Here is an 18,730-nt window from a genome sequence, read left to right as displayed (position 1 = left end):
GTCTCGCGTCCTGCGATCGATGGGAGACACGAGATGAAACCGCATATGGCGAAGGGCAGCCGGCCTCGGTCGGCGGTCCCGGGCCGTCTGTCCGGCTGGGCTCCGGCCACCGCACTCCTCCTGGCCGTGACGACGTCCTGTACCGGCTCCGCACCGGGAAACGGTGCCGTCGTCGGAAAGCCCGGCACGGCCGGAGTGGGGGATCGGCTGTTCCCCGCGCTCGGCAATGGCGGCTACGACGTGGTGCACTACGGGCTGACGCTGGATTACGTGCCTGAGACCAACCACCTGAAGGGCACGGCGGTCATCACAGCGCGGGCCACCCAGGACCTGAGCCGCTTCAACCTCGACCTGTCAGGGCTGCGGGTACGCACCGCCACGGTGCAAGGAGCCAAGGCCCAAGTCGCTCGCTCGGGGGACGAGCTGCTCGTGACACCGGCGAAGACGCTACGGAACCGCGAAGTCTTCAGGACAGTCGTCACCTACGACGGCACACCGCGCACGCTCGAGGACGACGATGGAAGCCTGGAAGGCTGGATAGAGACCGACGACGGCTCGACGGCCCTGGGGCAGCCGTCCGGCTCCATGACTTGGTTCCCGGGCAACCATCACCCGTCGGACAAGGCCACGTACGACACCACGGTCACCGTGCCCAAGGACGAGGACGGCGACCCCTACGACGTGATCAGCAACGGTGAGCTGATCACGGAGGAGGACAAGGGGAAAACGGTGACCCGGCACTGGCGCACCGAGGAGCCCATGGCCAGCTACCTCGCCCACGTCTCCGTCGGTTACTTCGAGATCCACAAGGGCCGGACGGACGGTGACGTGCCCGTCTACGTCGCCATCGACCCCGACGAGGCCGAAGACTCCGCCGATGTCGCAGGCCTGGTGCCCGAGATCGTCGACTGGGCCGGCAAACGCTTCGGCCCCTACCCCTTCTCCTCGACCGGTGCCATCGTCGACCACCTGCCCGGGCTCGACTACGCCCTGGAGACCCAGACCAAGCCCTACTTCGGCAAGGCGCCCGAAGAGGCGCTGCTCGTGCACGAACTGGCACACCAGTGGTTCGGCAACTCCGTCACCCCGCGCAAGTGGAAGGACATGTGGCTCAGCGAGGGTCTGGCCACCTACGCGGAGTGGCTCTGGGAGGAGGAGCGGGGCAACAGGAGCACCACGGAGATCTTCGAGGACTTCTACGACGGCACGGACGCCGAGAGCGAGGGCATCTGGGCATTCCCGCCGGCGGATCCGCCCAGCGGAGGGCGCGTCTCCGACCCGCCCGTCTACGGACGCGGTGCCATGGTCGTGCACAAGGTGCGCAGGGCCGTCGGCGACGAGACCTTCTTCGACATCCTTCGTACCTGGACCCGGCAGCACCGGCACGGCAATGCTGACACCCGGCAGTTCATCGCCCTGTGTGAGAGCAAGTCCGGGAAGGACTTGGCCGCGCTCTTCGACACCTGGCTCTTCGACAAGAAGAAGCCCTCCCAGATGTGAGGAGGGCGATCCGACGAGAGAAGGGCTCTCCCCGGGGAAAGCCCTTCTCCAGTCGGCAGGAGGCCCTACGCAGGCGGGTACACCAGCGTGATCTCGCGGTTCAGGCCGGTCTCGTCGGCATCCGGGTACATGGACACCTCACCGTCGGACCACCGCACCAGGAAGTCGTCCGGGTGGCGGTTGTCCGTGTAGTCACCCGCGCCCAGGATGGTGGCGTGCGTCCAGAGCCGGTTGGGCTTCTTGACCTGGATCTCGCCGTGGAAACCGTTCTGGTCGACGTCCTTGTAGAGGGTTAGTTCGCCGTCCGTCCAGCGCACGATGAGGTCGTGCTGGAGCGGTACGTAGCGTCTGCTCTGAAATCCTGCAGGAGCGCCCCGGACGACGTCGGAGGGCAGGTCGTCGACGAGCTTCTGAGCATCTACGGGCAGCCGCAGTTCGAAGAGATCCGGCACGTGGTGCGCGCGACCCTGACGCACCACATTGCCGACGGCGGTCCGCACGTCCGCATCGTCGACCGGCGCCAGGCCCTGCTCGACAACCGGCTCCAGCGCTGACCCGCAGGACCATCCGGAGGGAAGGGCCGAGGCCCTACGGTCGTCGTCTCACCCGCGGCTGTCCCGCGAGGCGGCCGGGCCCGCGCCCCCTCGTACGACAGCCCTCGTAAACGGTGCCCCCACCTGGGCACCTGCGGGGTGGTGCCGCAGGCGTGCTACAGAGCCAGGAACCGCTCCACCTCGTGCTTGAGGTTCGGTGTCAGATCGCTCAGGTCCGAGACGATCAGGCGAAGCTCACGCCCGAGCTCGGGCGACTTGCTCCAGATCTCTGGAATCCTGGTCAACACCGCGGCCAGCAGATCACCCTCGTACATGTGACCCTCCGCCATCGGATCCAGCCGCAGGACCTCCAACGCCAGTGGCAGGAGATACGGCAGGCCGTGGGAGCGGGCGGTGATCGCGGCGCGGATGTCGGCGTCGATGACGGGCTGGCCGTCGAGGGTGAGGCGGCCGGCGAGGTGGGCGTCGCAGTCCTCGGGGGACAGGTCGCCGATCAGGTGCTGGCGGCCGGCCGGTACGGCCGCCCACGTAGAAATGGACCTGCTGCTCAACCAGGCCGTCGTGTTCCGCGACCGGCTCGGCAGGTCGATCATGGTGGACGGGCTCTCGGTCGGGCAGGACCTCCAGGCCGAGATGCTGGAGACCCACGGTGAACTGAGTCTGCGCGGCGTGACGGTGGGCCTCTCACTCTCGCTGCATGGCAGCCGACTGAGCGGCACGCACGGGAGGCGCGCCCTGAACGTGCCGCGGACCCGCTGGGCAAAGCCCTGGAGTGTCGCAAAAATCATTCTAAAGAGCGAATGGGCTGATCCGGCGAAAAGAGCAGAGAAGGCGGTCAGGAACGCGGTCTTCTGCCGATACCAGGAGGAGGTGAATTCCTGCACCTGTGCCCCCCAACTGAGGATCAAGATGCGCAGAAGTATCGCGGCTGCTTCACTCGTAACCGGCCTGGTGGCGGCTCTGGCCTACCCCCTACCGGCATCGGCCGATCAGAGCGGAACCACTCCGGTGACGCTCGCGGTCACCACCGGCACCATCGACATCACGGTACCGACGGGGCCTGTGAGCCTGGGCACCGTCGCCGCCAGCAGCACCCCCCAGACGGTCAGCGCGCAGCTCGGAAACGTCACCGTGACCGACAACCGGGGTGGCACGACCGGCTGGGTCGTCACCGCGAACGGGGTTGACTTCACAGGGCCCCAGAACATCTCGGTCTCAGCCCCCGGCTCCAGCAGCTACAACACACCATCCGCCACAGTTACCGGCACCGCCACCGTCAACGCCAGCAACCTGAGTCCCCTCTACCCGCCGGGCCCCGTTCAGACCGCCACCGGCGTGTCCGGCATCAACAGCGCCGTCTGGAACCCGACCATCTCCGTCACGATCCCGGCGGACGCCCTGGCTGGCACCTACAGCTCGACGATCACCCACTCCGTGGCCTGATCCAGCACACCGAAATCACTGGGGGGGTTTCCACCTTGCGCAGTTTCGTTCCTGTTTTGGCTCTGGCGGCCGCGGCACTCATCGCGGCCACCGGCGCTGCCTCACCTGCGACCAATGCAGCGGCGCCGCCACGTTCGTCGGACTCCGGCCCAGGAAGCTTTGGCGTACGCCTCGTTGACATCCCGGTCGACCTGGCCGACGATCCACGAGCACGGCACTACATCATCGACAATCTGAGGCCAGGCACGACCGTGCACCGCCGCATCGAGGTGCTGAATACCACTGATTCCACCTTGCACGTCGAGGTGTATCCGGCCGCCGCCACGATCACCCACGGCTCCTTCGTGGGGGCAGCCGGCAGGAAGCGGAACGAGCTTTCGTCCTGGACGAGGCTGAGGCACAGGACGCTCGATGTTCCCGCCCACGACACCGTCCGCGACACTGTGACGATCGCGGTGCCCAGGGACGCGGCGCCGGGTGAGAGCTATGCAGTGGTCTGGGCGCAAGTCAGGGGTGGTCGAGGTGGTGGTGTCGCCCTGGTGAGCCGCACTGGCATCCGGATGTATGTCTCAGTCGGGGGCCACAACCCCCCGGCCCCGAACTTCACCGCGCGCACGATGACGGCTGAACGTGGCCCGGACGGGCGCGCGATCGTGCGTGCCCGGATCACCAACACCGGGGGCCGCGCTCTGGACCTGTCCGACACCCTGAAGCTCGCCTCGGTGTCGGGAAGCCTGAGCGCGGGCCCCTACCAGGTACAGCTGGGCACGAGCTTGGCACCCCATCAGTCCGAGCCCGTGATGATTCCGGTAACCGACCAAGTAGCCGACGGCCCTTGGCGCGCCACCCTGGAACTGAGAAGCGGACTGCTCGTCAAGAAGTTCCACGCGAAGATCAAATTCCCGCGCACCTCGGGCATCTCCCCGGCAGCCGCCGTGGACACCGAAGCATCCGGCGGTGGCGCGCTCAAAATGCTGGTCGCGGGGATCCTCCTATTGAGCACCGCTCTTCTGATCGCCAGCGCCCGCATCCGTCGCCGACACGGTAGAAGAACCGCTGACGCGTAACGCCCCTGCCCCGACGCCGCCCGCTGAGGTCGCCCGTGTCGCTGCGCTCTACGCGGCTCGGCTGAAGGAGCTGGAGGCCACCGGCCTGTAGCGGTCGGCGTCTTCGCGGGCCAGGGGGAGGGCGGCCACGGCGGTGGGCCCGGGAAGCCTGTGCGGCTGGAGGTGGGCGGGCATCAGCGCCCATGTGCGATGTGCCGGTTTGGTGTCAGTGGGTGGGTGTCAGTGACGGGGTGTCAGGTGGGGGTGTTTGTGCTGGTGGGGTGTTGAGGTCGGGGCGGGGTCACTGACGTGGGGTGGTGTCTGTTGCCGATGCCACTGTCGTGGGGCGGTACACCCCATCTCGTGTCGCTGTCACGGGAACGGTATTTCTGATCTTTTTGCGGGGCGGGTGGGTTCACGGTGGTCTTCTGTCGGGCGTGTGGCCGGGGGAGGACCGGGTGGGGGAGCGGGAGCTTGAGGGCTTGGTCTCGGTGTCGCGGCCGGTGTTGGTGGGGCGGTTGCTTCAGCTGGATGCGGCTGGTGGTGTGACGTCGGCGCATGTGCGGGCGGGGGCGCAGTTGGCGGGGGTGCATCCGCGGACGGTGTGGCGGTGGGTGGAGGCGGCGCGCAGTGAGGGCCGTGTGGAGCGTCGGAGGCGTTCCCGGTTCGAGTTGTCGGAGGAGGCGTGGGAGGTACTGGCGCAGGCGGGCGGCAATGTGTCTGTGTTCTACCGGCATTTGAAGGAGTGCGGGGACGGGGATGCGGGAGTGTCGCTGGCTTCGGTGTACCGAGCGGTTCAGCGTGAGCTGGCCTCGGGGCGGGTGTTGCCGGACCGTGCCGTGGTACGCCGGGCGCGGGCTGAGCGGGAGGCCCGGCAGGCTCTGGCAGACCTTGCCGTCGCGGGTGTGGGCACCGGCACGCCGTCTGCTTGTGCCGCGGCTGGTCCGGCTGAGCTGACGCCCGCAGGGCGGGAGGCCGCGCCGGCGGGGGACGTGCCGGGCGTGGTGGTGCCGATGGGGGCTCAGGCGGTGCGTACGGCGTCGGTGCGTGCGGTGGCCGAGGCGGTGGGGCAGGCGATGGCGGCCGGGGGCGCGGCGTGTGTGTTCGGGGATGCGGGGCGGGGCAAGACGGTGGCGCTGCGGATGGCGCTGTCGGATCCGCCGGTGGGCTGGGGCGTGTCGTGGGTGCGGGTGCCGGTGCGTCCGTCGGTGTCGGAACTGCGGCGGGCGGTGTTCGAGGCTCTGGTGTTGCCGGGCCGGTTTCCGCACCGTTCGGCCGAGGCCGATGAGCGGATCGTCGGCGCCCTGGACGAGGCTCGGGTGCTGGTGGTGGATGAGGCACAACGGTTGCCAGCGCCGTGTCTGGAGTATCTGCAGTCGTTGTGGGACCACCCGCAGGCCCGGGTGGCGCTGGTGCTGTGCGGGGCGGGTAGCGAGCGCGCGGTGGCGCGTGTGCCGCAGTTGGCGTCGCGGGTCTGCGCGTGGCAGGAGGTAGGGCGTCTCGCCGGGAGCGAGGTGGCTGCGACGGTGTCTGCCTTTCATCCGCTGTGGGCTGGCGTCGCGGGTGGGGAGGTGGCGTGGATCGACCAGTCCTGCACGCACGGTGTCTTCCGTACCTGGGCTGCCTTGACGACGCATCTGCAGAACGCGCTGCTTACCGTGCCGGATGCGACGGTGGACCGGGCGCTGCTGCGGCGTCTGTTCCGGCGTTTGAGCCCTCCGGTCTGAGCGAATGTGCGGACAGGAGGGGGAGATGGAAGACGGTGGTGCGGTCGGCGCCGGGCGGGGCGGGCTTCCGGAAGCGTCGCGTACCGCGCTGCGCGGTGTGGCGGTGCGTCGGCTGCTCGCTCTGCGGGTGCGGGGCGAGCTGAAGACCGGCCATGTCCGGGTGGCGGCGGATGCGCTGGGGGTGTCGGAGCGCACCGTGTGGCGGTGGCTGGCCGAAGCCGGCCGCGACGAACGGGCAGCTGACGAGCCCGGGGCACGGGCCCAGACCGGCACGAGGTTCACGATCACACCGGAGGTCCGCGCGCTGCTGGCGCTGTGGAAGGGCAATGTCGCCGCGGTGCAGCGTGAGCTCGCTGCCCGCGCGGCCGGGCGCCCAGTAGCTGATGTCGGTACACAGGCCGGGCCGCCGCCGGGTACAGCTCTGCCGCCGGATGTGCCGTCGTTGACGACGCTGCACCGGGCGATCCGTCGTGATCTGATGCCGGGGGAGCGGGCCGGGCTTGCGGGTGGGGAGCGGGCGGCGCGCAAGCATGATGTGTTCCTGGCCCGGCCGCGGGGCTGGCGCAACCAGGTGTGGGAGACCGACCACATGCAGGCGCCGGTGCTGGTCGATGTCGAGGGCAAGGCCCGCAGGCCGTGGATCACCTGGTTCACCGACTGCGCCACCAACGCGATCACCGGGGTGGCCGTCACGCCGGTGCATCCGTCGCGGGAGTCGGTGCTGGCCGCGCTGCGCTCTGCGGTCCTGCGGGAGGAGCCCTACGGTCCGTTCGGTGGTCTGCCGGAGAAGGTACGGGTGGACCGCGGCAAGGACTTCTTGTCCAGGACGGTGACCGCCGCGTTCGATCTCCTGGACGTGACGGTGGAGGACCTGCCCGCCTACACCCCCCACCTCAAGGGCACCGTGGAGGGCCTCAACCGGGCGGTGGAGAGCATGTTCCTGGCCGCGCTGCCCGGCTACGCCCGCCAGCCCCGCCCCGGCAAACGGGCTTCCCGCCCGAAGGACGAAGTGCTGCTCGGCTTCGAGGACTTCACCGCCCGGCTGCTGGCCTGGACGCTCTGGTGGAACACCGAGCACCGCCCGGCGCCGCTGCGGGGCAAGACTCCGCTTGAGGCGTGGCAGGACGATCCCACCCCGCTGCGGGACGTGCCCGCAACAGATCTGTGGACGTTCACCCTGGAGGACGCCGGCACTCGCACGCTGACCACCCGCGGCATCCGCTTCAGGAAACGCGACTACGTGGGGCCGTGGATGACCGGCCAGGCCGGGATCCAGGTCAGGGTCCGCTTCATGCCCCACCACGACCACCGCATCGAGGTCTACCACGCCGCCACTGGCCGCTACCTGGGTCCCGCGGACCTGGCCGACCAGGCCACCGACGAACAGATCAGCGCTGTACGAAGAGCGCGGGCCGCCCGCACCCGCCGCCTGAAGAAGGACCTGGAGGCCTCCCAACGCGAGCGCTACGCCGCCGTGAACCAGCCGGAGGCGCCTCGGCGGCTCGGCGCGCTGACCACCGCGCAGGCCGAGGCGGAACTTGCCCAGACTGCCGACACCGACCTCGCGCAGATCGCGCTGCCGGACCTCATCCCGCCCGCCGCGCCCCCGGCCGACTGGCGCACCCCAGCTTCCCTGGCCGCGCTGACCACGCCAGGCCTGCCCGTCCCGCTCCCGTCCGGCCGTGACTCCACCGCTACAGCCCCGGACGGCTCGGACGGACGGGCCGCACGTCCCACCACCGACGAAGACGGAGACGCCTCGTGACCGCGGCCACCTACCAGTACGTCGACCTGCCCGATGCGTCCGTGGTCACCACCCGCGCCCTGCTCACCGCCCGGGAGAACATCACCGACACCGTCGCCGCCCGCGCCATGATGTGCATCCACGGCGGCGCCGGCTTCGGCAAGACCCTCGCCGTCAACACCTGCCTGCGAAACCTCGAACCGCACGAGGACGTCCGCAAGATCACCTTCCGGGCCCGGCCCACCGCCCGAGCGGTGCGCTACGAACTGTTCACCGCGCTCGACCTGGCCGGGGAACCACCGCGCCACCCCAGCGAGTTCGACCGCCTGCTGAAAACCGCCCTGGCCGAGCGCCCCCGTACCTTCCTGGTGGATGAGGCCCAGTGGCTCAACGGGGAGGCGTGTGGATGACCGGGTTATTCGTGAGGTGAGGGTTGCTTTTCTGCAGCTGTCTCGTTGATGGATTCGGTGGCACAGAGGTTGTTCAGGTGCCGCCTTAACCAAGAGTCATTGCTGGTTGGTGGTGGAGTGTGGCGGGGAAGCCGTTTCTTCGGCTGGTCGAGGGCGGGCTCTGCGGCCCTGCTCCCGAGGCCGGGCAGGTACCCGATGTGTGGGCGTTCCAGACCCGCTGCGTGCAGGCATTCGCCTCGACATGGACAGCGAGAGGCTTCGCTCCCACCACGATCGGCTGCTACACGTCGCTGCTGCAACGGGTGCTGGACCACTATGACCGGCCGGTGTGGCAGATCGAGCCGGCCGATGTGGACGCGATGCTCCACTCCCTGGTGGTGGCGGGGCGGGCGGCGGGGACCAGACGCCAGTACCTGCAGATGCTCCGCACGTTCCACACCTTCATCCAGGCCCGCTACGCCACCGAGATCCGCACCCTGTACGGCACCCCAGTGGCCAACCCGCTGGACCGGTTCAACCGGCTGCGCCATGTCTTCGACGACACCCCGCGCATCCTGCCGCCCACCGCCGAGCGCCTCACCGCGTTTTTCGCCTTCGCCCGCCAGCGCCTGACCACCACGTCCGACTACCCGGCCGCGGCAAGGGACTACGCACTGCTGCGCACCCTCTACCACTCCGCTCCCAGAGTGAGCGAAGCCATTCGCTTCGACCAATGCGACGTCCATCCCGCACTCGGCCCGACAGGCAAACTCCACGTCCGATTCGGCAAGGCGGCCAACACCTCGGGGCCCCGCCCGAGATGGGCACCCATGCTCGACGGACTGGACCAGATCCTCGCCTGGTACCTGGGAGACGTACGCCCCTTCTTCCCCGACACCGCCCCGCTGTTCTGCGACGCCCACGGCCAGCCGCTGAAGCCGGACACCGTACGCGACCGCCTCTGCCACCTCCTGGACCTGGAAGGCCGCCCCGCAGACGACCGGTTCACCCCGCACGATCTGCGCCGGGCCTGCGCGACCCACACTACGAGAAGGGCATGGACCTGCTCACCGTCCAGCAGCTCCTCGGTCACTGGCACATCGCCTCGACGATGGCCTACGTGCGGCCCTCGCTCACCTTCGTCGAAGACGCCTGGCGCCGCGCCACGTCGACCGCCGTCACTAACCTGGCCAGCTGACCCCAGGGCAGGACACCCATGACCACACCACCCCCTCTGCACGCCGTCGAGCCCATGCCCCCGCCACCGCAGGTGGAGTGGAGACTTCGGATGACCGCGGCACAGCGCGGTATCTGGACCGGCACCGAACTGCGCCGCCTGCTCGCCGAGCGGGCCGGTCTCGAGCTGTCTGCGGCATCGGTGTCCGCCCTGTTCACCAAACAGCCCTCCCAGGTGAAGCTCTCTACCCTGGCCGCCCTGTGCGCCGCCCTGGACTGCACCCCAGGCGACCTGCTTACCGTCGGCGAGCCCGCCATACCCCCACCACCTGGACCACGCACCACCCCACCACCTCGACAGCAGCCCGTGCCCAGCCACCGATCCCTGCCACCGCTGTGACCGCACCCCGCCCCGCACACCCCGCGACGGACCCGCCCACGACCACCCGTGCCACACCCTCTCGTGTCAAAGACAACTGCCCGGCCTGCCACCGACTGCGCTGGCTGCACCCCGACACCGGCCGCTGCCCCTGGTGCTCACGCACCTGCACGCTCTGCGGCGCACCACGGCGCTCCGCCCAGGACCTGTGCGCGGCATGCCGACGCCGATCCGCCGGAGAACGAGCTCGGGGCCCCTGCCAGCACTGCGGACGCCGACGTGCCCTCGACGCGGCGACCCAGCGCTGCCGAGCTTGTACCGATCCCACTGCCGCCCCGCCCCCAGCCCACTGCGAGCAATGCGGAACCAGCGGCCGGTGGGCCAAAGGCCTCTGCAAGCGCTGCTACGAGCATTCACCCCACACAGTCCTGACCCGCGCGGCGGGCTGGGCCAAGCGCATGCCCGCCCCGCCCTCCTGGTGGAGCGACCTCGCCGTACACCTCGCAGCGCACCGACACCCGATCTACGCGGCCGACCTCATCGCCACCACCGCGCGCCTGCTCCTCCACGCCGAGTCCTGCGACCCCTGCAGCCTCCTCGCCCGCGCTAAAAGCGATGCCCCCGAACTCGTCGGAGCGCTCACCGACTTCTTCCGCACCCACGGCCACCTCGACCCACCACCACGCCGCTCCGACAGACGAGCAACAGAACGCCGAGCCCGCCGCATCGAGGCCACACCCACCCCTCTGCGCCCCCAGGCCAAGAAGTTCGCCGCCTTCCTCCTGCGACAGCGCGAGCAAGCCGAACAACTGGGACTACGCCCCAACCAGCTGAAAACCATCGAGATCCGACTTACTGCCGTCCGCGACCTGGCCCTCCACCTCCACACCGAGGGCCACACGAACTGGGCCAGTGTCACCACCGCCCATCTGGAATCCTTCCTGGCCCTCAACCCGGCCCTCCGCGCATCCCGACTCGCGGGACTGCGCCAGTTCTTCGCGTACGCCCACTACTCCAAAGCCATCCTCCACAACCCCACCGACCCCATAAATGCCGTACAGCACAGGGGATTCAAAGGTCCCACCCTCACCCTGACCCAGCAGCGCACCCTGTACCAGCGGTGGACCACCCACCACGACATACACCCGCACGAGGCATTCATCGGCCTCGCCGCCCTGCTCCACGCAGCAACCATCACCGAGCTGCGCCAGCTCTCTGACACCGGGATCAACCCCCATCACCACAGCGTCCACTTCCCCGGCAGATCCCTGGCCATCCCGCTCGACGACGCGACCTGGACCGCACTCCAACGCTGCCAAGAACACCGACACCAACTGGGCTCGGACAACCCCCACCTGCTCGTCACTCGGCTCACCCGCACCCACCACGGCCCCGCCGGCGCCGCTCACATCCGCGACACCCTCGCCCCTACTGGCCTCCGGCCCCGCATCCTGCGCTCTACTCGCCTGCTCACCCTCGCCGATGAACTCGACGCCAAGACCCTCACCACCTCACTGGGGATGTCCTACGCAGGAGTCGCCCACTACCGGCCCAGCCCGAACCTCACCAAACCAATATGACGGTCCGAGCCCGGCGAACCGCTTGAGCTGCTCCTCGCAATGTCTATGTCCACCCAGGCATGGTGCCTTAGCGGTCTCTGGATCACCCCACGCCGTAAAGGGCTGCCTCCCGGCACACGGCAGGCAACCCTCCGCCGGAACTCATGCCCAGTCCACGCTCAGCTTCCGTAGTGCGTCGCGCTGTTCCGCGCTGAGTTTGTCCCGCCGCGACTTCGCCGTCCATCACTGTGGTCCTGGACCCCGGCGACGACGCGATTCACACGCACACTGCTCTGGCCGCCCACCATCCGCCGTCCGGCCGGATCACCCTGCACCCCGGCCCGGGCACCACCAGCGAGACCGGCCTCGCCCACGACCTTCTCGCCGCCCTGGGCAAACCGCCCCTGCTCCCGGGCCGCTTCCTTGCCGGCCGTCAGCCCGCCTGGCAAGCAGCTACCGCCTGGATGACCGCCCTGCCCATTACCCGGCTGACCGTCCTGCGCGCCCACCGCCTCACCGCCCGCCGCACGACGCGCCTCCTGCAGCTACAGGCCCTCACCGGTATCCACCTGACCCTGGTCTGCCACCGCCCACACCTCCCCGCCGCTCTCCACCAGGCCCTGCAGACGGCCGACTACTCCCTCACCGCCGACTTCGAGGCTGCCCACCGCCACTACTACGGCACGCCTGTCACCGAACCCCCGCCCGCAGACGAGCCCGCCGGGCCAGTCGGCCGGTGGCTCAACCTGCCCGCACTGGACCGCCTCGTCTCCTACGACAGCCCCCGCCCCTGCGCCGACCCGTGCACGCCACCGTCGATCGCCTGGCGGCACCGCCCACCGCCCGCGCCTCTCACCGCGCCCACCGCCCGGCGCGTCGCCCACCGGCTGCACGCGGCGACCGCACATCCTCGCCTGGCCGCGGCCGTCGCTGCCGCACTGTTCACCGGCGCCTCCCTCCAGCAACTCGCCACCGCCCGCCCCCGCGACTACGACGACGCCGCGGCCATGCTCGCCCTGCACGACCGCGCCCGCTACACCGACGGCTGCGCCGCCTACCCCGTACCGCCCTGGGCCGGCGGCTTCCTGCGGGCCGCGGCCTGCTTCACCCGCCTCGCCTCCGGCGAGGAGCAGGAATTGCTTGCCGCGCCAGGGGACCGTGGGCACCTGCTGCGCGTGGCGGAGACGGCCAGGCTGCGCCCGCCCCAGCCGCTCGCGGCTCGCCGCAAAGGCCCGGTCGGCCGTGTGGAGTGGGACTGGCGCGAGCGGCAGGAAGCCGAGAGGTACGAAGCGGTACCGGCCAGCCGCGCCAGGTCCCCACGACGCTGAACACCCTGACGTTGTTACGCGACGGGCCAGGCTCAGCCGATCGAGAAGTCGGCGAACTCGAGGTCGCTGAAGGCGATGTGCAGGCCGTGGGCGCGGTGGCCCCCGTCGCGGAAGTAGGCGTGCCCCAGCGCGCGAGCGAGGATCACCATCTGCTGCTGCTCGCCTGCGCCGGCATCCCGGGCGGCGAAGAGTTCCCGGGCGACCTCTCCAGGCAGGTACTGGGTGATCCACCGCACCCGCGGGTCGTCCGAGGAGCCTGCAGGAGCCGCGAACCCGAATCGCGCCCTGGTGTGGAAGACGAAGCCCTCCGCCTCGGCCTGGGCACGCCGACGGGCCCGTATTCGGGGCTGCCACCGAGCCAGGACCGCTTCCTCGATCGCCTGGGCATGCTGCGCACCTGGCGGACGACGTGTTCCGGGCTTCTTTGTCACCCACCGCTGCACGGTGCGCTGTGAAACGCCCAGGAGGCGTGCCACCTTCTTCGTGGAGCCCTTCTCGGCCCTCATGAGGAAACGCAGTGCCGAGGCGCCTGTAGGTACCGGGCGCGTCAGCAGCGCTCGCTCAATTCCGTCGCTGATCTCCCCCACGACTCTCCCCGGCGCTTGACCCCTATGGCTGTCTGCGCTGCCATACCTCTCACAGACGCGGCCTCCCACGATCGAGATCCGCCGTACAGGGCACACGATGGGCAAACCTGGGCTACAGACGCAGAACGGGAGACAGGGACGGTGACGGACCGAGGGCAGAGCGCCCCGGTTCGACCCGCCGATTGCCAGTGCTGCGTGGGCGTCTTTGGGTACGCAACAGGGCAACGAGCAAAGTGCTGAGGTGCATGCCATGGCTGTGCGTGCACCCACTGCGCGAGTGCCGTCAGCCCGCACTGGAACGCCTGCTGCGCCTTGCTCGGGGAGGAGCCGCGCCCAGGTGTCCGGGCTTCTGCTGCTCCAGTCACAGTCCGATGTCGTCGCCGTCCATGAGGACGCCGGGTGTGATGCCGGGCAGCTGGCCGTCGGCATCGGCCAGGTCGGCGAGGACGCGGTGGTGGCGTTGCCAGTCCAGTGGCCAGGGGCAGTTCCAGTCCGGGTCGTTCGCGGTGAGCTGCGCCGCGCGCTGCGCCGCCCGCTCCGGGTCCTGTGCTGCCCACTTCAATCCGAGGTCGACGAGGGGCCTTGACCCTGGAATCCTGCTGATGCCGCTACGCCGCTGCGCCTCCGAGGATCCTCAGTGAGTACCTCTCGTATGCGCGGTGCAGAACCATCCTCACCGGGCCCGAGACCAACACTCCGCTGACAACGTACTCCTTTTCGATTCCCGTCTTGGTCACCTGCTTCTCGTACAGGGAGTCGGTCTCCTTCTTCGCCCGGTCGAGCCACGAGGACGCCTTGTCATGGTCGATTCCGGCGACGTCGAGACCTGTGCAGGAAGCCAGGAACTCGAAATCGCCTGGTTCCTTCGTACCCGCGCGGCACAGCAGGGAGGACATGTTCTTGTGATCGGCGTAGCCGGCCGACACGGTCATCCCGTTCTTGCCGCGCCCGTGAACGTACGTCCTCATTTTCCCGTTGGGCATCTCCTGCTCGATGGGCTTTTCGAGTCGGATCTTCCAGTCCTTCGCCAGTCCGGTGAGGAAATCGTTCCCGGTGTATCCCGTGGCCATCGTCCTGCCCGGGCTAAGCGTGGCCTGTTTGTCGCTGGTCACCGCATGCTTGGGCAGATCGGAGGCCTGCGGCAGGGTCTGTGTTGCGGACGGCTCGGGACGAGGTGCCACTGTCCTCGGCGCTTGTGGCGATGCCACGCCGGGGCTGTCCTGGCCACAGGAGGCGGTTCCCACCGCGCCGGCGACGAGAGTTATCAGTACGACGGGAACGCGGAGGGCGGCCCGTGTCCCGAGCCACTGTCCACCCGAACGCGCCCTCTGGATCTGGGGTATCACCGAGAGCCCACTCCTGCCGGGAACTTGAAGCCGTCCTGGACGACAGCCGCCAGCATTCCGGATACGGCCATGATTCTCTTGCGTACTTCTCTCATGTGCACATGCTCTCCGAGGGTGATGTCTGCCGATGCGGAAGCGACTTGCTATTGAAACCAGCACCGGACGCTACACGGCCCACTCCACCCCGAGCTTGCGTAGTGCGTCGAGTTGTTCGGCGGTGAGCTTGTCCCGCCTGGACTTGGTGTTGCTGTACCAGATGCCGAGCTTGGTCTCGGTTCCGTCGGGCAAGGTCTCCACCGCCTTCCGGGGTACCGGTCGGCCCACGCCTTCCCGTTCGACCCATTGCGCGAGTGCCGTCAGGCCTCGCTGGAACGCCTGCTGTGCCTTGCTCGGGCCCTTCGCCGTACGCGGGGCAGCCTGGGCGGCAGGCGCCGCCTCAGCGGGCTGGACGCCCAGCGCGGTCAGCCGCTCCTGCTGCTCGGGGAGGAGCTTCGCCCAGGTGACCGGCTGCTTCTGCTGCTCCAGCCACTTGCCGATGTCATCGCCGTCCATCAGCACGCCAGGCTGGATCTCGGGCAGCACGCCATCGGCGTCGACCAGGTCCGCGAGCACCCGGTAGTGCCGCTGCCAGTCCAGTGGCCAGGGGCAGTCCCAGTCCGGGTCGATCGCGGTGAGCTGCGCCGCGCGTTCCGCCGCCCGCTCCGGGTCCTTGCCCAGGCCGTTCTTCTGGCCCTTCCGGCGGAGGTTGGCCATGTGCTGGCCGACGGGCGTCATCGCCTCGCCCTCGCCCCATACCGCGTCTTGCCGGGGTGCGAGGTGTCCGGTGGCCCGCTGGTAGGAGCGGAGCGCGGCGAGTTTGTTCTCCCAGGCTTCTTCGCCGGGCTCCCAGACCATCCCGGCTTCGGGTGCGTCCAGCAGGGTCTTGCGCCGCGCTTCCAGCTCCCCGGCCCGCAGTGCTTTCCGCTGCTGGTGCACCCACCTCCCAAGGGGGAAGTCCTTCGTGACGCCCACCTCGACCTCAACGTCGTAGGGCACGGCATAGAGGCCGGTGATCTCGTTCTCGGCTCGCCAGCGGAGGAGGGCCTGGTAGCCCTCGAGCCAGACCAGGCTCTCGGGCCGGTAGACCCGGGTGCGCAGGAATGCGGCGATGGTCGCGGCGTCACGAGGGGTGGAGAAGTGGAGTAGGGCGGACTCGGCGGCGGCGTGGGTGTCGTCCTGCTCCTGGTCCTCGCTGTGGTCCTGGCCGCTGGCTCCGACGATCCGTCCGTCCTCGTCGCGCTGGACGTGGACCTTGCGCTTGCCGCTGGTGAGGGCGCGGGAGGCGAGCTGTTCGACCAGGCGCTCATCGTGACTGCGCAGGCCCTGGAGAACCGCCACAAGGGGCCGGAACGAGGCGCTGGCGACCATGTCGGTCGGGTCTTCGCCGGGCTCCAGGAACACCGGCACGATGATCCGGGCCACCTTCGTGCTGCCATCCTTGTTGAGCCGCAGCGCCCGGCCGATGTTCTGCACGATCTCGACCTGGGAACCGCGGGTGTCCGCGAAGCAGACAGCCTCCACACCTCGCTCACCGGTGATGTCGACGCCTTCCCCGAGCACGCGAACGCTCGCGAGGAACGCGCGGTGGACCCGGCGGCTGGCGGCGTCGATGCCGCCTGCGAACTGGCGCAGCACCTCGCGCCGCTCGCTGACGAGGTGGTCGCCGCACAGCCACGCCGACCAGACGCGGTCCGGGGGTACGTGGCGGCCGGCCTCGAGTTCGTAGAACTCCGCGTCGATGGAGGACTTCGGCAGCTTGTCCGCGGCGGCCAGGTCCTCGTCGGATGCGTCGTTGACGTACAGCTCGGCAGCGGTCCGAGGCAGCTTCTCCGCGAACGCGGCGGCTTCCTCCACCTTCTGGTGAAACGTCATGACCGTGCGGAGGTTGTACGCGGCGGCGTGCTCCAGGAGCGCGGTCTGCAGGAGGGCCAGGCGCCGGCCGCGCCGCGCCTCTTCGGACTCCCCGATCACGGGGGAGGGGTCGCGGATCTCCAGCACGTCGATCTCGAACCCGGCGAGGATCTCGCGCTCGATCGCCTCGCTCAGACCGAGTTCTGCGAGCCACGCGCCGTACGTGCCGTCCGGGTCGTCGGCCATGGTCGCAATCTCCACCTCCTGGCCGTCCGCGCCCTTCTGCGGCCGGGCCGCGGCGAGGATGCGCGGCGTGGCGGTCAGGTAGAGCCGGAAGGCCGCCGGGATACGGGCGTTGTCATGGATCGCCGCCCACGGACGACCAAGATCACCAGCGGTGCCGTGTGCCTCATCCACGATCGCGAGGTCGAAGCCCGCCATCTGCTGGCCATAGAGCCGCTCTCCGCCCGCCAGAGCGGCCTCCAACGGCCCACGAACCTTCCCCTGGCCCATCGGTGCGTCGATGTCCTCGCGGTCCACCAGGGAGGCGTACGTGGCGAACACGACGACCGGCCCGGACCCGGCCCACAGGGCCAGTTGGATCGGGTTGGTGGTGGTGCGCACCCCCAGCGAGTTGAGGACCGCATCGTTCTCCAGCGAGCACACCGCGACCATCGGGGCCCGGTGGCCCACCAGGCGCCACGCTTGGGCGGTCTGCACGAGCAGGTCCAAGGTTGGCACGGTCACCAGGATCCGGCCGCCCGGGAAGCAGTCCAGCGCGCACGCGGCGGCCGTGATCGTCTTGCCCGAGCCGGTCGCTGACACGATCGTGCCCCGGCCACCCTGCGGGGGCACAGATGACCTTGCAGGAAAACCAACCCACCTCCGGAATTTTTCCTTCTGATCTACCTGATGCTCTCGAAGCTGAAAATAACCCTTCACTCTGCTCGCTCTCTCATCTCGCCTGTTCAACCGTCGCCGTAAAATAAATTCTCACCAACCGTGCTCAGGAGGGCCGATGACGTCCTTTCCGATCATGCGAGCAAGGTGACGTGCTCTGTCTTCATCACCGGGATAGACGTGGACGTAGACCGTATGTCCCGCCACTGGTTCATGGTTGGCATCGATGTTGAAGCAGGCCTGAACGCCTGTGCGTGCGTACTCAGGTCCTAGGCCGAGCTCCGGTATGGCCGGCCACCTGAGAGCCATCCACGCGAGCTGCCCCCACACCGCAGGGCGCAGCACCTCTACGGCCCTGGAGAGAACGTCCCCCTCCAAGACTTCCTCCGCATCAAGCTGCATGGGCAGCAGTCCAGTCAACACCGCGGCGTCATCAGACAGGTCGGCACCCCGAAAGTTAGAACGACGGTGGGAGAACCACGCATCCGGAAAGAGGTTACGAGCCTTCAGCACATCATCGACATCGCCCAGCTCTGCATCGAGGTATCCAGTCTCGCCTTCATAACCCTCTCCGCACCGGACAAGATCGAAAGCCACAGAAATAATGCTTGCTGCGTCAAAGGTTCGGTAGATCGGATAAGCCTGCGCGTTGCCCATCAGTGGTCCCCAAGCCATCAGTATGTCACTCGTTTCTGCCAACGGTACATGCTGAATCAAACTTGATGCACCCACTACACTGGAACCCGATACGGACGAGCGACCCCCCACCCCTTGTAGCCAGCCAAGCCCGCGTAGCGGGCTTCAGGTCCTGGAGGCGTAGCCGGAAGAACCAGGGTGGGGGAGCGCAGCGGACACACCATCAGACGGATGCGAAGTATCCGTCAACTCCCTTACAAGAGTTCCGATCACTCGCGCCTGACATCCCGCCAGACAGGGCCCCGCACAGCGGGGCCCACCGGCCCGCAACGCGGGCCGGCCCCCAACTCCAGGAGCGAAGCGGAGGGAGTTGGCCCGGCTCTGCCGGGCACACTGCGCGAAGCGCAGACTCCGAGAAACGGAGTCACCTCTGGTGCGCAGCACCAGAGTCCGCACCCGCGGAGCGGGTGCGCAACCACCGCGCAAAGCGCGGTGGTTCGCTTGCACATCGCGCAGCGATGTGGTA

At 68.8% G+C, this 18,730-nt stretch carries 16 protein-coding genes and 1 pseudogene; 10 read left to right on the top strand and 7 right to left on the bottom strand.

The annotated features are described in order from the left end of the window. Positions 1–33: 33 nt before the first annotated feature. Positions 34–1,500, top strand: coding sequence for a M1 family metallopeptidase (locus OG609_RS00085; RefSeq protein ID WP_327270841.1), 1,467 nt, complete (start codon positions 34–36; stop codon positions 1,498–1,500). 65 nt (positions 1,501–1,565) lie between these two features. Here the strand turns inward: OG609_RS00085 and OG609_RS00080 are convergent, their stop codons facing one another. Together OG609_RS00080 and OG609_RS00075 are read right to left on the bottom strand one after the other, a co-directional pair. Further along, positions 1,566–1,952, bottom strand: coding sequence for a hypothetical protein (locus tag OG609_RS00080; RefSeq protein ID WP_327270840.1), 387 nt, complete (start codon positions 1,950–1,952; stop codon positions 1,566–1,568). Positions 1,953–2,209: 257 nt separating this feature from the next. Beyond that, the gene (locus OG609_RS00075) at positions 2,210–2,605 is read right to left on the bottom strand and encodes a contact-dependent growth inhibition system immunity protein (protein ID WP_327270839.1); all 396 of its coding nucleotides are present in this window, start codon (positions 2,603–2,605) and stop codon (positions 2,210–2,212) included. On the opposite strand from OG609_RS00075, the pseudogene OG609_RS00070 reads away from it, so the two are divergent. The 9 genes and pseudogenes from OG609_RS00070 to OG609_RS00030 form a co-directional block, all read left to right on the top strand. Next, a pseudogene (locus OG609_RS00070) lies at positions 2,571–2,804 on the top strand (oxidoreductase); the annotation flags it as partial. The gene OG609_RS00075 and the pseudogene OG609_RS00070 sit on opposite strands and share 35 nt — an antisense overlap. 728 nt (positions 2,805–3,532) lie before the next feature. Then, entirely contained in the window at positions 3,533–4,564 is a 1,032-nt protein-coding gene (locus tag OG609_RS00065) for a hypothetical protein (RefSeq protein ID WP_327270838.1), read from the top strand. Positions 4,565–5,001: 437 nt separating this feature from the next. Beyond that, positions 5,002–6,270: an ATP-binding protein gene (locus OG609_RS00060; RefSeq protein ID WP_327270837.1), complete on the top strand. Its 1,269-nt coding sequence runs from the start codon at positions 5,002–5,004 to the stop codon at positions 6,268–6,270. Between the two features lie 103 nt (positions 6,271–6,373). Further along, entirely contained in the window at positions 6,374–8,035 is a 1,662-nt protein-coding gene (locus tag OG609_RS00055; RefSeq protein ID WP_442818052.1) for a transposase, read from the top strand. Beyond that, positions 8,032–8,424 (top strand): ATP-binding protein, encoded by a 393-nt coding sequence (locus OG609_RS00050; RefSeq protein WP_327270835.1) that lies wholly within the window; start codon positions 8,032–8,034, stop codon positions 8,422–8,424. The genes OG609_RS00055 and OG609_RS00050 overlap by 4 nt, the downstream gene beginning before the upstream one ends. A 119-nt stretch (positions 8,425–8,543) precedes the next feature. Further along, positions 8,544–9,623, top strand: a complete 1,080-nt coding sequence (locus OG609_RS00045; RefSeq protein WP_327270834.1) for a tyrosine-type recombinase/integrase — start codon at positions 8,544–8,546, stop codon at positions 9,621–9,623. Then, positions 9,620–9,979 carry a helix-turn-helix domain-containing protein gene (locus OG609_RS00040; protein WP_327270833.1) on the top strand — a complete coding sequence of 120 codons (360 nt, stop codon included), beginning with the start codon at positions 9,620–9,622 and terminating at the stop codon, positions 9,977–9,979. Before OG609_RS00045 ends, OG609_RS00040 begins: the two co-directional genes overlap by 4 nt. Positions 9,980–10,416: 437 nt before the next feature. Further along, positions 10,417–11,538 (top strand): integrase, encoded by a 1,122-nt coding sequence (locus OG609_RS00035; protein ID WP_327270832.1) that lies wholly within the window; start codon positions 10,417–10,419, stop codon positions 11,536–11,538. Positions 11,539–11,765: 227 nt separating this feature from the next. Continuing rightward, the gene (locus tag OG609_RS00030) at positions 11,766–12,845 is read left to right on the top strand and encodes a hypothetical protein (RefSeq protein ID WP_327270831.1); all 1,080 of its coding nucleotides are present in this window, start codon (positions 11,766–11,768) and stop codon (positions 12,843–12,845) included. Positions 12,846–12,877: 32 nt separating this feature from the next. Here the strand turns inward: OG609_RS00030 and tpg are convergent, their stop codons facing one another. The 5 genes from tpg to OG609_RS00005 all read right to left on the bottom strand — a co-directional run bounded on the left by tpg (position 12,878) and on the right by OG609_RS00005 (position 18,225). Further along, positions 12,878–13,432 (bottom strand): telomere-protecting terminal protein Tpg, encoded by a 555-nt coding sequence (gene tpg, locus OG609_RS00025; protein ID WP_442817921.1) that lies wholly within the window; start codon positions 13,430–13,432, stop codon positions 12,878–12,880. 361 nt (positions 13,433–13,793) lie between these two features. Next, a complete protein-coding gene (locus tag OG609_RS00020) occupies positions 13,794–13,994 on the bottom strand; it encodes a hypothetical protein (RefSeq protein ID WP_442817920.1) in 201 nt (66 codons plus the stop codon). A gap of 46 nt (positions 13,995–14,040) precedes the next feature. After that, positions 14,041–14,544, bottom strand: a complete 504-nt coding sequence (locus OG609_RS00015; RefSeq protein ID WP_327270829.1) for a hypothetical protein — start codon at positions 14,542–14,544, stop codon at positions 14,041–14,043. A gap of 399 nt (positions 14,545–14,943) precedes the next feature. After that, positions 14,944–17,610, bottom strand: a complete 2,667-nt coding sequence (locus tag OG609_RS00010; protein ID WP_327270828.1) for a DEAD/DEAH box helicase — start codon at positions 17,608–17,610, stop codon at positions 14,944–14,946. Between the two features lie 51 nt (positions 17,611–17,661). Beyond that, complete coding sequence (locus OG609_RS00005; RefSeq protein ID WP_327270827.1) at positions 17,662–18,225, bottom strand: hypothetical protein; 564 nt, start codon at positions 18,223–18,225, stop codon at positions 17,662–17,664. Positions 18,226–18,730: the final 505 nt, after the last annotated feature.

It is taken from the genome of Streptomyces sp. NBC_01224, assembly GCF_036002945.1.
Classification (GTDB): Bacteria; Actinomycetota; Actinomycetes; order Streptomycetales; family Streptomycetaceae; genus Streptomyces.
The sequence above is the reverse complement of the archived record's forward strand: the minus strand, read 5'-3'. Positions and strand labels throughout refer to the sequence as shown.